The organism is Thauera sp. (assembly GCF_034003485.1).
In the GTDB taxonomy this organism is placed as follows: Bacteria; Pseudomonadota; Gammaproteobacteria; order Burkholderiales; family Rhodocyclaceae; genus Thauera.
This window is the reverse complement of the sequence record NZ_JAVEYL010000024.1, coordinates 1-14091: the sequence shown is the minus strand read 5'-3', so window position 1 is coordinate 14091 and position 14091 is coordinate 1. Positions and strand designations below refer to the sequence as shown.

The following is a 14091-nucleotide window of genomic DNA, read 5'->3' as shown; positions in this document are numbered from 1 at the left end:
GGAGGGAATCAGGCCTGGCCGCGGTTGAGCATCTCGAGGCCGACCTTGCCCGCTTCGATTTCGCGCAGCGCGATCACGGTGGGCTTGTCCCGGTCGAGCGGGTCGACCTCGATCTGCGGCGTGCCGCCGGCGGTGAGCTGACGCGCACGATAGGTCGCCGCCAGGGTGAGCTGGAAGCGGTTCGGGATTCTTTTCAGGCAGTCTTCTACGGTGATGCGGGCCATGGTCAATCCTGTTCTAGAAAGGCGAAATATTCGGGATGCCGCTGGTGCTGATTGGCGCAGCGCAAACGCGCAGCCCGCACTACGGCGACCAGGTCGTCGAGCGCGGCATCGATTTCGTCGTTGATTATAACGTAGTCGAATTCGGCGACATGACGCATTTCCCCGCGCGCGCCGAGCAGGCGGCGGCTGATGACCTCGGGGCTATCGGTGCCGCGCCCGACCAGGCGCTCTTCCAGCGCGTCCATCGACGGCGGCAGGATGAATACGCCGACCGCCTCGGGGAAGTGCTTGCGCACCTGCTGCGCCCCCTGCCAGTCGATCTCGAGCAGCGTGTCGCGGCCGGCCTCGATCTGCGCCCTCAGCCAGACCCTGGAGGTGGCGTAGTAGTTGCCGTGGACTTCCGCCCACTCGAGAAACTCGCCGCGATCGCGCAGGTCGCGGAAGGTGGGCACATCGACGAAGTTGTATTCGCGCCCGTTCTGCTCGCCCGGACGCGGGTCGCGCGTGGTGTAGGAGATCGACAACTGCACGCGCGGGTCGCGCTGCAGCAGGCCGCGCACCAGCGTGGTCTTGCCGGCGCCCGAGGGTGCGGTGACGATGAAGAGGGTTCCGGGCATGAGGCTGTCTTCCTTTATTCCAGGTTCTGCACCTGTTCGCGCATCTGCTCGATCAGCACCTTCATCTCCATGGCGATGCCGGTGATGTCGGTCGCCGGCGACTTGGAGGCAAGCGTGTTGGCCTCGCGGTTGAGCTCCTGCATCAGGAAGTCGAGGCGCTTGCCGGCCGCGCCGCCGGCCTTGAGGATGCGCTCGACCTCGTCGAGATGGGTGACGAGCCGGGTCAGCTCCTCGTCCACATCGATGCGCTGGGCGTAGAGCGCGACTTCCTGGCGGATGCGGTCCTCGTCCAGGCTTGCCACCGCGTCGCGCAGCTTGGCGGTCAGGCGCTCCTGGTATTCGACCACCACCGCCGGCATGCGCGGCGTGGCGATGGCGACGAGCTCGCGCATGCGGGCAACGCGCTCGCGGATCATGTCGGCGAGCTTTTCGCCCTCGCGCCCACGGGTGGCGACGAGGTCGTCGAGCGCGGCGTTGGTCAGCGCGATGATCGCCGGCAGCATCTCGTCGAAGCCGAGGCTGTCGTCGGCGAGCATGCCCGGCCAGCGCAGCAGCTCATTCACCGACAGCGGCGCGGCGTCGGCAAAGCGCGCGCGCAGCGTGGTCTGGGCGTCGGCGAGCTGGTCGAGCAGCGCGGCGTTGAGCGCCATGCTGCGCGGCGCGGCGTGACCGGCCTGCAGGTTGAGGCGACATTCGACCTTGCCGCGCCCGAGGCGCGCGCTGATGCGCTCGCGGATTGCGGGCTCGGCGGCGCGCAGATCGTCGACGATGCGAAAACCCAGGTCGAGATAGCGCGAATTGACGCTGCGCAGTTCGAGGTGAAGGCTGACACCACCCAAGTCTCGCGTCTGAACCGCGAACCCTGTCATGCTTTGGACCATTGAGGCGCTCCGGGAACCCTGCCCCATCGATTAGACTGCAGGGTCCGATCAGGATGAAACCGCGAAAGACGCGATTCTAGCGCCCCCGAAGATGCCGTCTCAAGCCAACTGCGCGCTGCCACAGGGCTTTCAGCTCGACCAGTACCGCATCGAGCGTCAATTGTCGCTAGGCGGCTTCTCGATCGTCTACCTCGCCTTCGATGCCCACGACACGCCGGTGGCGATCAAGGAATACCTCCCCAACTCGCTTGCGTTGCGCAAGGACGGCGAGACCGAACCCCAGGTCTCGGACGAGCATCGGCTCGCCTTCCGCTACGGCATGAAGTGCTTTTTCGAGGAAGGCCGCGCGCTCGCCAAGCTCATGCACCCGAACGTGGTGCGCGTGCTCAACTTCTTCCGCGCCAATGGCACGGTGTACATGGTCATGCAGTTCGAGCGCGGCCGTACGTGGCACGACTACATCCAGAAGCACCGCGGCGAGGTCAGGGAAATGCTGATCCGCGCGGTGTTCGCGCGCATGCTCAACGGCCTGCGCGAAGTCCACGCGCACAAGCTGCTGCACCTCGACATCAAGCCCTCGAACATCTATCTGCGCAACGACGGCACACCGGTGCTGCTCGACTTCGGCGCCGCGCGCCAGACCCTGGTGAGCGACCAGCCGGTGCTCAAGCCGATGTACACCCCCGGCTACGCCGCGCCCGAGCAGTACGAGAAAGACGCGCAGCTTGGCCCGTGGACCGACATCTACAGCGTGGGCGCCAGCCTGTTCGCGAGCGTCACCGGTAATGCGCCGCCCCGCGCCGACGAGCGCGTGCTCAACGACACCCTGCAGCCAGTCGCCAGGACTCACGCCGGCCGCTACGACGCACAACTGCTGGAACTGATCGACTGGTGCCTGCGGCTCGACTCCCTCGCCCGGCCGCAGAGCGTCTATGCCCTGCAGAAGGCGCTGATCCACCGCCACGCCGGCGCCAATCGTCCCGAGCCCTGGTTCTCGGACCTGGGCAACCGGCTCAAGTCCTTCATCGGTCGCAGTTGAAGGAGCCCACCATGCGCTTCACGATCTACCAGGAAAGCCGCATCGGCCAACGCGCCAGCAACCAGGACCGCATCGCCCACTGCTACTCGCGCGAAGCGCTGCTGATGCTGGTCGCCGACGGCATGGGCGGCCACCTGCATGGCGAGCTCGCCGCGCACATCGCCGCCCAGCACATCACCCAGGCCTTCCAGCGCGAAGCACGCCCACGGCTGCCCGATCCCGGGCTGTTCCTGTCGCGCGTGCTGACGGGCGCGCACCACGCGATCCTCGACGATGCGCTCGACCGCCTGCTGCCCGAGGCGCCGCGCACCACCCTCGTCGCCTGCGTGGTACAGGACGGCGCCGCGCATTGGGCGCACGCGGGCGATTCGCGCCTGTATCTGCTGCGCCGCGGCCACGTCGTCACCCGCACGCGCGACCACTCGCGCACCCAGTTGATGCTCGACCAGGGCCTTCTGCAACCCGAGGATGCGCACAACCACCCCGGCCGCAACCGGCTGTACTCCTGCCTCGGCGGCAACCACGCGCCGCAGGTCGAGCACTCGCCGCGCACGCCGCTGCGCGACGGCGACGTCCTCGCGCTGTGCAGCGACGGCGTGTGGGGACCCGTCGGCGACGACAGCTTCGTCACCCACCTCACCGCCACGCCACTCGGCCAGGCCGTGCCGCGCCTGCTCGACGACGCCGAACGCCGCGCCGGCCCCAACGCCGACAACCTCTCCATGGTAGCCATGTGCTGGCACGACGAGGACAATGCCAGCCCGGCCAGCGCCGAATCGATCTCCACGCACACGATGGAACTCGACGACTTCTCCAACCGGCTCGACATGTCGAGCATGGGCACGGGGCCAGCGGGCGAGCTCGACGAGGACGAGATCGAGCGCGCCATCCGCGAGATCAACGAAACCATCCGCAAATTCGACCAGAAACGATAGGACACCCCCCATGCGACCCAGCCAGCGCCAGCCCGACCAACTCCGCGACGTGCGCCTCACCCGCGGCTTCACCTGCCATGCCGAAGGCTCGGTGCTGGTCGAATTCGGCGCCACCCGCGTGCTGTGCACCGCCAGCGTCGAAGAAAACGTACCCGGCTTCCTGCGCGGCAAGGGTCAGGGCTGGGTCACCGCCGAATACGGCATGCTGCCGCGCGCCACCCACACCCGCAGCGCGCGCGAGGCGGCCAAGGGCAAGCAGAGCGGCCGCACCCAGGAGATCCAGCGCCTGATCGGGCGCAGCCTGCGCGCGGTGGTCGACCTCGGCGCGCTCGGCGAGCGCCAGATCGTGGTCGACTGCGACGTGCTGCAGGCCGACGGCGGCACCCGCACCGCCGCCATCACCGGCGCCTGCGTCGCGGTGCATGACGCGCTCGTCGGCCTGGTCACCGCCGGCAAGCTCGCCCGCAACCCGATGCGCGAATTCGTCGCCGCGGTGTCGGTCGGCATCCACCACGGCGAGCCGGTGCTCGACCTCGACTACGCCGAAGATTCCGACTGCGACACCGACATGAACGTGGTGATGACCGAGGGCGGCGGCCTGATCGAGGTCCAGGGCACGGCCGAGGGCGCGGCCTTCTCGCGCGCCGAACTCAACGCCTTGCTCGACCTCGCCGAACTCGGCGGCCGACAGTTGTTCGAACTGCAGCGCGCGGCGGTACGCTCAGCCATCCTCACCGCCTGAATCCGGCCGACGACCCCGCTACCGTCCCCCCCGCATTCCTGTGGGAGCAACTGTCTGTGGAAACGGGCTTGCCCGCGAATGTCGCAAGATCAAGCGCAACTTTCGCGGCCAAGGCCGCTCCCACGGGAGCTGACACCCGGTTTCGCTGTGGGAGCGGTGGCCGCCGCGACACCCACGCGCCGAACGCAGCGCGATCGCACTCAGGAGCCACCGAATCATGAGCACCCGACTCGTCCTCGCCAGCAACAACGCCAAGAAGGCCGCCGAAATGCAGGCCCTGCTCGCCCCGCTCGGCATCGAGGTCATCCCGCAAGCGGTGTTCGGCGTCAGCGAGGCCGAAGAGCCGCACCCCAGCTTCGTCGAGAATGCACTCGCCAAGGCCCGCCACGCCTCCGCCGCCACCGGCCTGCCCGCGGTGGCGGATGACTCGGGCCTGTGCGTCGAGGCGCTCGGCGGCTTGCCGGGCGTGATCTCGGCGCGCTTTGCCGGCGAGCCCAAGTCCGACGCGCGCAACAACGCCCTGCTGCTGGAAAAGCTCGCCCACCTCACCGCGCCGGCCCAGCGCCGTGCCTATTTCTATTCCGCCGTGGTGCTGGTGCACCACGCCGAAGACCCGCGCCCGCTGATCGCCGACGGCGAATGGCACGGCGAGATCCTGCCCGCCGCGCGCGGCGAAGGCGGCTTCGGCTACGACCCGCTGTTCTGGGTGCCCGAGCTGGAACAGACCGCTGCCGAGCTGGATTCGGCGCTGAAGAACACGCTCAGCCACCGCGGCGCCGCCATGCGCCACCTGCTCGCCCGCCTCGCCGCTCATCCGCTCTGACCCCGCCGCCCTGTGGGAGCGGGCTTGCCCGCGCATATTGCATGCTGTCGCGCTGTATTCGCGGGCAAGCCCGCTCCCACGGCTACTCCCACCGCTGCTGCTACACGCGCAGACCGCACCGGACCGCCCCTCGCCGTGACCACCCGCCGCATCATCCCGCTCACCCCCGCCGCCAGCCCGGCGCGCGTCCTGGCACTGCCCGAGCGCCCGCAACTCGAGGCCCCACCGCCGCTGTCGGTTTACGTGCATTTCCCGTGGTGCGTGAAGAAGTGCCCCTACTGCGACTTCAACTCCCACGCCCCGCGCGACGGTGGCATCCCCGAACAGGCCTGGCTAGCCGCGGTGCTCGCCGACCTGCAGCACGCCCTGCCCCAGATCTGGGGCCGGCGGGTGCATAGCGTGTTCATCGGCGGCGGCACGCCCAGCCTGATGTCGGCGGCCACGCTCGACGGCCTGCTCACCGGCATCCGCATGCTGCTGCCGCTCGACCCGCTCGCCGAGGTCACGCTCGAGGCCAACCCGGGCACCGTCGAGGCCGAGCGCTTTCGCGACTACCGCGCCGCCGGCGTCAATCGCCTCTCGCTCGGCATCCAGAGCTTCGACGACGTCATGCTCGCCAGGATCGGCCGCATCCACGGCGGCCTTGATGCGCGGCGCGCGATCGACGCCGCGCGCACGTACTTCGAGCGCGTCAATCTCGACCTGATGTACGCCCTGCCCGGCCAGACCCTGGACATGGCGCTCGCCGACCTCGACACCGCGATCGGCTTCGGCGTGCAGCACCTGTCCTGCTACCACCTCACGCTCGAGCCCAACACGCCCTTCGCCCACAACCCGCCGCCGCTGCCCGACGACGACACCGCCGCCGACATGCAGGAAGCGATCGAGGCCCGCCTCGCCGAAGCCGGCTTCGCGCATTACGAAACCTCCGCCTTCGCCCGCCCGCACGAACAAAGCCGCCACAACCTCAACTACTGGACCTTCGGCGACTACCTCGGCCTCGGCCCCGGCGCCCACGGCAAGCTCTCCAGCCACGAAGGCATCCGCCGCGAGATGCGCCACAAGCACCCCGGGCGCTACCTCGAAGGCGCGGCGCGCGGCGACTTCATCCAGGAAGCGCGCGAGGTCTCGGTGACGGAGCTGCCCTTCGAGTTCATGATGAACGCGCTGCGGCTCACCGATGGCGTGCCGGCCAAGCTTTTCGCCGCGCGCACCGGGGTGCCGATCGAGGCCGTCACCGACGAGTTGACGCGGGCGCGCGAACTCGGGCTGCTGGAGATCGCGGCGGGGCAGCTGCGGCCGACGCTGCAGGGGCGGCGGTTTCTGAATGAGTTGCTGCAGGTGTTCTTGCGGGACTGAGCCGCCCGCTCACGGCTCGGCTACGCGAGCATGTCTTCACAAGCGATGTGATGAAAGACGGCAGCCTCGTTCAGCCGGCGGTCGAGACTCGCCAGGTGCAGCGCATCAACCGCGCGCAGCGCCAGCGACGCGTCGATGAACACCGCTGCGGTGCGGAAATCGGCCGACACGAAGCGCTGGAAGTGCGCCAGCGCCTGCTGCCGCGTGGCCGCGTCGATGGCGCCGGTGCGCTGCTTGATGCCGCCGACGCTGGCCATTTCGGTGAGCGCCCACGCCGAGATCACCAGCCCTTCGCGACGCAGGGGCTCCAGGCGATCAAGCACGCGCGCCGCGCCCGGTTCGGCCACCAGACGTGCAACCGCCCGGCCGCGGCGGGTAATGAGCACGTCATTGCCGGCTTCGACGTCGGCAATGAGGCTGGACAGGTCGGACTTGGTCTCGGCGACAGAAGCGGTTTTCATGTTCGCACCGTTTTTACATGGCCAACCATGGTTACATGCGCGACAGACGTTGCTGCCGGGCGAAACCTCGCGCCGGCAGCTCGATCGTTCAACCACCGGAACAGCATCCCGGTTTCATCTCAACGGAATCGGCCCCTTCGTCGCTTGCAGCACTCAGGGCTTGAGACGCGGCAAGCAACGCAGCCTTGAGAATCAGCTGCTCCGGAATCGTCTCGAACCTTTCATTTCCGATTTCGAGAGTCCGGCACTCCGCGCCGCCACAGGCAGAGCAACACGTGCTTTTCCCGACGCCGGCGTTGAGCCAGTCCTCAATCGAGCGCCCGGCAATCCAGATGCGATTGGACTCGGACGGCATCCCCTTGAATGCGTCGAGTGCGATCTCCCGCGTTTCCAGAACCGGCTCGATGCCCAGCGGCCGCAGCGCTTCCTGAAGCTTCGGGATAGCCTGGACGATCGCGTCTTGCGTGCCGCCACACCGCTCGCAGGTCTCCCCCTCGGGAGTCACGAGTCGCTGCCAAAGGATGTTCAGGGCCTTCATGTTTATAGAGATCCTTGTACACCTGTCACCAGGCTGAAACGAACAAGAAGCACTCGAATGATGAATCCGCCATGACCGGTCCTTTCCCACTTTCCGTGTCGCCCGGTCATGCCCTCATCGCCGCGACATCAGCGCGAACACCCCCCAGCCCAGGTACTCACGCGTATAAGCGGCGTGGCGCACGGGTTCCGAGCTCAGTTGGGCACGAACCTCCTTGGCCAACTCGTCGTCGGGATTGGCATCAAGCCATCGGCGCATGGTGAGCCATTTGGCGGCCTCGTATCTGTCCCAGCTGTCCTGGTCTGCAAGAACCATCTCGACGACGTCGTAGCCAAGGTGGTCGAAGGACGCGAGAAGTTCTGGAAGCATCAGAAAGTCGGAGACCGAGTCCGCAAGACACCGCTTGGCAACCTCTTCCGTCGGCGGTAACTGCCGCCAGTAGGGCTCGCCGATGAGGATGATCCCGCCAGGGCCCAGGCTTCGCGCCAGAAGTTCGAGCGTGCCGGCGACGCCCGCGCCGATCCAGGTGGCACCGATACAGGCTGCCACACTGACCTTCTCGTCAGAGACATGGCCGGCAGCATCGCCATGGATGAACGTGACTTGATCGGCGACGCCGAGTTCTTCGGCGCGGCGTTTCGCCTGCTCGTTGAACGTCTGGCTCATGTCGATGCCGACACCGATGATGCCGTGATCGCGTGCCCAGGTGCATAACATCTCCCCCGAACCGCTGCCGAGGTCGAGCACCCGGGCACCCGCTTCCAGACGCAGCGCCGCGCCAAGCGTGGCGAGCTTTTCGGGTGTCATCGGGTTGTGGATGCGGTGAGCACTCTCGGTGATGTTGAAGATCCGTGGAATGTCCAAGGCGAGAAATCTCCTTTCGGGTGCGAAACGACTGACGCTCCGCTGCACGGGGGCATCAACCGACAACTCCAGCAGCAGTGAACTCTGCAACGCCACGAACGCCCCCACCACCGCCCCATCCCCATCAGCACCAGCATCGGAAAAACTCGCCGGCGGCGGGCTGAAACCGGCCATTCACAACAGCGCTCACCCTACGGTGTAGCCGCCATCCACGACGATCTCCTGGCCGAAGATGTTCTTCGCACCGTCCGAGGCCAGGAACACCGAGAGCTCGGCGATATCCTCGGGCTGGCCGAACGCGCCGGGCATCAGTCTGGAATTGATCTTTTCCGCGACCGCGCCCAGGACCTCAGGCGGCAGCCCGACCGTTCCCCACAGCGGCGTGCCGATCGGGCCCGGGGCGATGGAATTGACCCGGATGCCCTGGGGAGCGAGTTCTGCTGCCAGGGTCTGGGAAAGGGATTTGAGCGCCGCCTTGCTGGCACTGTAAATGGCCAACCCGGGAAAGCCGACCTGGGTGAGGAAAGTGGTGATGAACTGGATCGATCCGCCCTTGCGGATGTGGGGAACGAACAGGCGCGCGGTTTCCGCGGCGCCAAAGAGATTCACCGAAAACTGGGTGTCGAAGGCTTCGGCGGTGCTGTCCTCAAAAGACACGACGCGCGCAATGCCTGCGTTCGGAACGACGATATCCACGCCGCCATGGGTCTGCACGGTTTCAGCGACCAGGCGCTGCAGGTCTTCCGGCTTCGTCACATCGCCCGCCACGATCTTGACCTGCCCGGGACAGCTCGCCTCCAGTTCCTTCAAGGCATCCAGATTGCGCGCAAACGCGACGACCCGGGCGCCCTCTTCCACGTATTTCTCGACGATCGATTTTCCGATCCCGCTGCTGGCGCCCGTGACGACTGCGACCTTGCCTTCAAGCTTTCTTGCCATGTCTCGCTCCTGAAATGATCCCGAGCCCGGGAGTGGGATAAGAGTGTTGCAGATGAAAGCAATTCTCGTTGACGTTGGTCAATACAGGGAGAATGCAGCAATCGCGAATGGCTCCGAAATGATTCGGAACCCGCCATTCAGCCCTGTCGAGCCTGTCCGCGCATCTCAGCGCAACGCCGCACACACGTCTCTGACTTGACCACGTAGCCATCGATGCGCGGGATCTGCATCCTGCCTCGGGTGCCAGAGCAATGAAACCGTGAGCTCTGGAGAGGGGACTGGAATGGGGAAACTGTGCATGCCGGCGCGCAGGTTTCCGGTATGTCGTTCGGGAACGCTTGCGATCAGGTCGGATGCACGAGCCAGGGCCAGTGCGGTCGAAAAGTCACCAACGATGGTGACAATCTTGCGCTCCAGTCCGACTGCGCTCAACGCCTCGTCGATCAGCCCCTTGTCCGCACCCTGACGCGAGACGTGGACATGGCGTCCGGCCGCATAGCGGGAAGGCGTGACCTCGCCCTGGCTCAGGGGGTGCCCCATGCGCACGACGCCAATGAAACGGTCGCGGAACAGTGCCTGCACTCGCAGCTCTGGCGCCGCGTTCTGCCCCACGACACCGGTCTCCAGATCGACCAGCCCGTCGCGCAGCGGCTTGCTGTCCTTGTCCGGCTTCTGCACGAAGCACAGGCGCACGCCAGGCGCTTCCTCTCCGACGCGGGCGATCAATTCCGGTCCGAAGTTCTCGACAAATCCCTCGCTGGTCCGCAGCGTGAAGGTCCTGACCAGTTGTTTGATGTCAAGTCTTTCTGCCGGGCGTAAAGCGGCTTCCGCATCCTGCACCAGTTGACCGACCCGCTCGCGCAGTTCAATTGCGCGCGGCGTTGGTACGAGACCGCGCCCGGCTCTGACCAACAGAGGATCACCCGTCGTCTCGCGCAATCTTGCCAGCGCTCGGCTCATCGCCGACGGGCTGAGCCGCAGGCGTCGGGCGGCGCCTGCCACGCTGCCTTCGGCGAGCAAGACATCCAGGGTGAAAAGCAGGTTCAGATCAGGTCTCGACATGAAGCCACGATAGCAGCGTTCGTTCGATATATGGCGCCATACGCATCAATAACGTGCAAATGCTGCGCCTTCCGCCATGTCATGCAGCGACCTACGATTCACCTAGCCCCGTCGGGATCGCCATACATCAAAGGAGTTAACGGTGAAAACACGCTTTGCAGGACTCGTTGACGCGGAATCTCGAAGTCCCGAAAGAACGCCTTCTGTGCGCTGGGCGCTGGCCGGCCTGGCGCTATCCGTATTGCTGTCCTCCCTCGGCACCAGCATTGCCAACGTGGCCTTGCCGAGCATGGCTGAAGCGTTCGACGCCTCCTTCCAGGCAGTGCAGTGGATCGTCATCGCCTATCTGCTTGCCATCACCACCTTGATCGTCAGCGCCGGGCGCATCGGCGACATCGTGGGCCGCAGAAGGCTGCTGTTGTTCGGCATCTCCCTGTTCACGCTGGCCTCGATCCTTTGCGGCATGGCGCCCACCTTGTGGCTGCTGATTGCTGCACGTGTGCTGCAAGGTCTTGGCGCCGCGATCATGCTGGCGCTTGCCATGGCCTTCGTCGGCGAGACGGTACCGAAAGAAAAAACGGGTAGCGCCATTGGCCTGCTGGGAACGATGTCGGCAATCGGCACCGCGCTCGGTCCTACGCTCGGCGGTGCGCTGATCGCGGGGTTCGGTTGGCGGGCCCTATTCTTCATCAACGTGCCGCTGGGCGCTCTGGCGCTTCTTCTCGCCTATCGCCACCTGCGTGCGGATCAAAGGAAGCCGAAAACGGAACCCGCCGCCTTTGACACAAGAGGCACGCTGCTGCTGGCCCTGACGCTCGCCGCCTATGCGCTAGCGATGACAACCGCGCGCGGCAGCTTTGGCCTGCTCAGCGCGGCCCTGCTCTTACTTGCCATTATCGGCGCAGGTCTTTTCTATTTCGCCGAAGCGCGGACCCCATCCCCCTTGATCCGGATGGCGATGTTTCGCAAGCTTGAACTGAGTGCGAGCCTGGCGACCAGCGCCCTCGTTTCAACCGTGATGATGGCGACACTGGTTGTCGGACCATTCTATCTCTCCCGGTCCCTCGGGCTTGACGCGGCAATGATCGGGTTCGTCCTGTCCGTCGGTCCAGCCGTAGCCGCACTGACCGCGGTGCCTGCCGGGCGCCTGACAGATCGGCTCGGCACGCCATGTGTCACGACCGTTGGCCTTCTCGGCATGACTGCCGGGGCCATCACACTTGCCGTGTTGCCGACGACGTTCGGCGTCCCCGGTTACCTCGCACCCATCGTCGTGATTACCGCCAGCTATGCGTTCTTCCAGACCGCAAACAACACCGCGGTGATGGCGGATGTCAGCCCGGACCAACGTGGCGCCATCTCCGGCATGCTCAACCTGTCGCGCAACCTGGGGCTCATCACCGGCGCATCGGCCATGGGCGCAGTCTTCGCGTTCGGATCGGCGTCGAGCGACATTGCTACCGCGCCCTCCGATGCTGTTGCAACAGGTATGCGGATTACCTTCGCCGTCGCGGCGGTCCTGGTCGTCGTGGCGCTGACCATCGCCACTCGCGCCAACCGTCACGCATTCCGGAATCAACATGCGGCTCAGTAAGCTGCAGATCCAGATTCGACAGACGCAGATCTTCTCAAAGAATAAATCGGCAGTTTTGTGAGCAGTAAGCCGCCACAGCAGTCGCTCTCGTCGTCTCCGAAAAGCGGTCGTTTAACGTTGGAGCAAAGCCCTACAACGCTTGGGGTACGCTTGTTCGAAAGGTCAGCTCGCGTCCTTTCCGCTCGGCTTGCCGCTGGAGAGCCTATTAACAATGCTTTCGACGTCAAGGACCTTCAGTCCGCCAACGTCTCGACGCAACGACATGATCGCCTTTGCGGCGAGTTCGAATCGCATCGTGTCTATGTCTTGCTCAGCAATCAGCAATGCGTATTGCATGTCCCTAAGCTGGCCCGCTCTTGATCCAAGCATGAAAGCGATGCGCCCGAGATAGACCTCGACCACAAGGGCTGCGACATTGAAGATTGCAAATATAAGTACATTTCCATTTTCCACTGCCGTTGCAGAAAGGACGTAGTAGGACGCAAACGCGAGGTGAGCAATCAAGCTGCCGACTAGCAGTATCGTCGCCAGTCGGTAGAAGATTCCGATAGTTCTCTCGTTCTCCGCAAGGAGGTTAGCCAGAGTTGGTCTTGCGTCTAAGGTCATTGTTTTGCCTTGCAGCGTAGTAGGTTTTACGGGGCCTAACGAATAGGGCCTATCCCGCGCGCCGCAAGCGTCGCCCAGGAAGAAAAAACCGGGGTCAGGCCTTTCATTTGCTCATTCATAACTGGCGGGGTTCGACGCAATGCTGCCATTGACTTACGAGGAAAGCTGTTGCTCAACGCTCCAGTTAACCGGCGGCAACGTGCGCAGCACGTCGATGTCCGGTTGAATCCTTAGGCGCGTGACAGATGTATGATCTTGTGAGCTATTCGCAATAATGCATTCCTTGTGTGCCGCATACGTGGGGCAAAAGACAGATTGTTGTGCTTGCATTTTTCCTACGACTCGTTTGGTATGAGGGCAAGCAAATCTGTCACTCCCACATCCACTCCGGCCTGAAAAAGAAGAGTGCTTACTTGGCCCCTGTGGTGTGTTTGGTGGTTGAAGAAGTGCTGTATCAAATGGCTGAAGATCTTGGACGAAGGTTGCCCGGCCATGTTGCGGTAGGTGAGCGTAGAGGCCAGTTGTTCAGGAGTAAGAGAACAAGACCAGCGAACAATGACTTCGTCCAGTGCCTGCCGGTAATTGCGCAGGCTTTCCATCGATGAGCCTATCTCCTGCCTTAGTGATGAAGGTTGCGGGAACTTCAGCAGTTCCGTTTGCATCGCGGACATTTCTGGGTGTTGTGAAAACCTATGCAACCAAATGGTGTCGCCGACTGCGATGTGATTTAACGTTTGAAGTATGGAGCCGAAAAAGGCGCCTCGGTCTCTTCTGACCTCTGCTTCTGGCAGTGAGCAGGCGGCTTCGTAGATTCGCTGGTTCATCCAGCGGTTGTAGTCGGCCATAAGTGCTATGGATTTCGGTGTCATTTGTGCGGCTTAGAGAACGATCATGACGGTTGTTTGATGAGGCCTGAATTAAGGGGCGCGCGTAGCGCGTCCCGCTTGAATGATGGGATGGACTCCCCCTCCTTTTCGGCGCTCAATTGGCGCCACCGGTGCTCATGGGGATGGGGATCGGTCTTCAGAAGGAGGAGTCCGTCATGCATGCTACTACCGTTGCCGTTGACCTGGCCAAGAGCGTCTTTCAACTGGCGGTGGCCGATTCGGCCTGGCGCGTAACCGAAAGCCATCGTCTCACCCGCGCTCAATTTGAACGCTGGTTCGCCAATCGCGAAGTCGCGCTCGTCATCATGGAAGCCTGCGGTTCTGCGCATCACTGGGCACGCTGGCTCAATTCTCTTGGCATTGAGGTGCGGTTGCTGCCCGCAGCCTATGTTCGGTAAGCGCTCCACGAACCCCATCCTTCCGGGGCTCGCTACGCTGTGATCAACTGCTCAGCCTTGAGACTCCAGGGCAGGAGGGCCTCGAAGTGTTCGACGGTGGTCGCGGTAGGCAAGGCGCGCAG

At 64.5% G+C, this 14091-nt stretch carries 16 protein-coding genes and 1 pseudogene; 7 read left to right on the top strand and 10 right to left on the bottom strand.

Annotated elements, in window-relative coordinates:
* Positions 1–8: 8 nt before the first annotated feature.
* From rpoZ to RBT54_RS13585, 3 genes are read right to left on the bottom strand one after another with little or no spacing between them, the layout of a single operon-like run.
* Positions 9–224, bottom strand: coding sequence for a DNA-directed RNA polymerase subunit omega (rpoZ, locus tag RBT54_RS13595; RefSeq protein WP_320367608.1), 216 nt, complete (start codon positions 222–224; stop codon positions 9–11).
* A gap of 2 nt (positions 225–226) precedes the next feature.
* Positions 227–841: a guanylate kinase gene (gene gmk, locus RBT54_RS13590; RefSeq protein ID WP_320367607.1), complete on the bottom strand. Its 615-nt coding sequence runs from the start codon at positions 839–841 to the stop codon at positions 227–229.
* Positions 842–855: 14 nt separating this feature from the next.
* Positions 856–1722 (bottom strand): YicC/YloC family endoribonuclease, encoded by an 867-nt coding sequence (locus tag RBT54_RS13585; RefSeq protein ID WP_320367606.1) that lies wholly within the window; start codon positions 1720–1722, stop codon positions 856–858.
* 91 nt (positions 1723–1813) lie between these two features.
* Between RBT54_RS13585 and RBT54_RS13580 the strand changes: the two genes are divergently transcribed.
* The 5 genes from RBT54_RS13580 (at position 1814) to hemW (ending at position 6620) form a co-directional block, all read left to right on the top strand.
* Positions 1814–2761, top strand: a complete 948-nt coding sequence (locus tag RBT54_RS13580; protein ID WP_320367605.1) for a serine/threonine-protein kinase — start codon at positions 1814–1816, stop codon at positions 2759–2761.
* A gap of 11 nt (positions 2762–2772) precedes the next feature.
* Positions 2773–3696, top strand: coding sequence for a PP2C family serine/threonine-protein phosphatase (locus RBT54_RS13575; protein ID WP_320367604.1), 924 nt, complete (start codon positions 2773–2775; stop codon positions 3694–3696).
* Between the two features lie 10 nt (positions 3697–3706).
* Complete coding sequence (gene rph, locus RBT54_RS13570; RefSeq protein WP_320367603.1) at positions 3707–4438, top strand: ribonuclease PH; 732 nt, start codon at positions 3707–3709, stop codon at positions 4436–4438.
* A 217-nt stretch (positions 4439–4655) separates the two neighbouring features.
* Positions 4656–5261 (top strand): RdgB/HAM1 family non-canonical purine NTP pyrophosphatase, encoded by a 606-nt coding sequence (rdgB, locus tag RBT54_RS13565; RefSeq protein WP_320367602.1) that lies wholly within the window; start codon positions 4656–4658, stop codon positions 5259–5261.
* Between the two features lie 135 nt (positions 5262–5396).
* A complete protein-coding gene (gene hemW / locus RBT54_RS13560; protein WP_320367601.1) occupies positions 5397–6620 on the top strand; it encodes a radical SAM family heme chaperone HemW in 1224 nt (407 codons plus the stop codon).
* A 20-nt stretch (positions 6621–6640) separates the two neighbouring features.
* On the opposite strand, the gene RBT54_RS13555 is transcribed toward hemW, so the two are convergent.
* The 5 genes from RBT54_RS13555 to RBT54_RS13535 form a co-directional block, all read right to left on the bottom strand.
* On the bottom strand, positions 6641–7081 hold the full coding sequence (locus tag RBT54_RS13555; RefSeq protein ID WP_320367600.1) for a type II toxin-antitoxin system Phd/YefM family antitoxin: 441 nt from the start codon (positions 7079–7081) through the stop codon (positions 6641–6643).
* 88 nt (positions 7082–7169) lie between these two features.
* A complete protein-coding gene (locus RBT54_RS13550; protein WP_320367599.1) occupies positions 7170–7619 on the bottom strand; it encodes a DUF2703 domain-containing protein in 450 nt (149 codons plus the stop codon).
* 114 nt (positions 7620–7733) lie between these two features.
* Positions 7734–8483 (bottom strand): class I SAM-dependent methyltransferase, encoded by a 750-nt coding sequence (locus tag RBT54_RS13545; protein WP_320367649.1) that lies wholly within the window; start codon positions 8481–8483, stop codon positions 7734–7736.
* A gap of 186 nt (positions 8484–8669) precedes the next feature.
* Complete coding sequence (locus RBT54_RS13540; RefSeq protein WP_320367598.1) at positions 8670–9422, bottom strand: SDR family oxidoreductase; 753 nt, start codon at positions 9420–9422, stop codon at positions 8670–8672.
* 165 nt (positions 9423–9587) lie between these two features.
* Positions 9588–10484 (bottom strand): LysR family transcriptional regulator, encoded by an 897-nt coding sequence (locus tag RBT54_RS13535; protein WP_320367597.1) that lies wholly within the window; start codon positions 10482–10484, stop codon positions 9588–9590.
* Between the two features lie 142 nt (positions 10485–10626).
* Here RBT54_RS13535 and RBT54_RS13530 point away from each other — a divergent pair, with 142 nt between their 5' ends.
* A complete protein-coding gene (locus RBT54_RS13530; RefSeq protein ID WP_320367596.1) occupies positions 10627–12078 on the top strand; it encodes an MFS transporter in 1452 nt (483 codons plus the stop codon).
* A gap of 162 nt (positions 12079–12240) precedes the next feature.
* On the opposite strand, the gene RBT54_RS13525 is transcribed toward RBT54_RS13530, so the two are convergent.
* Entirely contained in the window at positions 12241–12684 is a 444-nt protein-coding gene (locus RBT54_RS13525) for a hypothetical protein (protein WP_320367595.1), read from the bottom strand.
* A 335-nt stretch (positions 12685–13019) separates the two neighbouring features.
* Entirely contained in the window at positions 13020–13529 is a 510-nt protein-coding gene (locus RBT54_RS13520) for a DinB family protein (RefSeq protein ID WP_320367594.1), read from the bottom strand.
* Positions 13530–13726: 197 nt separating this feature from the next.
* Between RBT54_RS13520 and RBT54_RS13515 the strand changes: the two are divergent.
* Positions 13727–13966, top strand: a pseudogene (locus tag RBT54_RS13515) (IS110 family transposase); the annotation flags it as partial.
* Positions 13967–14091: the final 125 nt, after the last annotated feature.

Bases quoted from the DNA above. Each gene is read 5' to 3' on its own strand.
- rpoZ (WP_320367608.1), bottom strand. From the start codon at position 224: ATGGCCCGCATCACCGTAGAAGACTGCCTGAAAAGAATCCCGAACCGC.
- gmk (WP_320367607.1), bottom strand. From the start codon at position 841: ATGCCCGGAACCCTCTTCATCGTCACCGCACCCTCGGGCGCCGGCAAG.
- RBT54_RS13585 (WP_320367606.1), bottom strand. From the start codon at position 1,722: ATGGTCCAAAGCATGACAGGGTTCGCGGTTCAGACGCGAGACTTGGGT.
- RBT54_RS13580 (WP_320367605.1), top strand. From the start codon at position 1,814: ATGCCGTCTCAAGCCAACTGCGCGCTGCCACAGGGCTTTCAGCTCGAC.
- RBT54_RS13575 (WP_320367604.1), top strand. From the start codon at position 2,773: ATGCGCTTCACGATCTACCAGGAAAGCCGCATCGGCCAACGCGCCAGC.
- rph (WP_320367603.1), top strand. From the start codon at position 3,707: ATGCGACCCAGCCAGCGCCAGCCCGACCAACTCCGCGACGTGCGCCTC.
- rdgB (WP_320367602.1), top strand. From the start codon at position 4,656: ATGAGCACCCGACTCGTCCTCGCCAGCAACAACGCCAAGAAGGCCGCC.
- RBT54_RS13555 (WP_320367600.1), bottom strand. From the start codon at position 7,081: ATGAAAACCGCTTCTGTCGCCGAGACCAAGTCCGACCTGTCCAGCCTC.
- RBT54_RS13550 (WP_320367599.1), bottom strand. From the start codon at position 7,619: ATGAAGGCCCTGAACATCCTTTGGCAGCGACTCGTGACTCCCGAGGGG.
- RBT54_RS13540 (WP_320367598.1), bottom strand. From the start codon at position 9,422: ATGGCAAGAAAGCTTGAAGGCAAGGTCGCAGTCGTCACGGGCGCCAGC.
- RBT54_RS13535 (WP_320367597.1), bottom strand. From the start codon at position 10,484: ATGTCGAGACCTGATCTGAACCTGCTTTTCACCCTGGATGTCTTGCTC.
- RBT54_RS13525 (WP_320367595.1), bottom strand. From the start codon at position 12,684: ATGACCTTAGACGCAAGACCAACTCTGGCTAACCTCCTTGCGGAGAAC.
- RBT54_RS13520 (WP_320367594.1), bottom strand. From the start codon at position 13,529: ATGGCCGACTACAACCGCTGGATGAACCAGCGAATCTACGAAGCCGCC.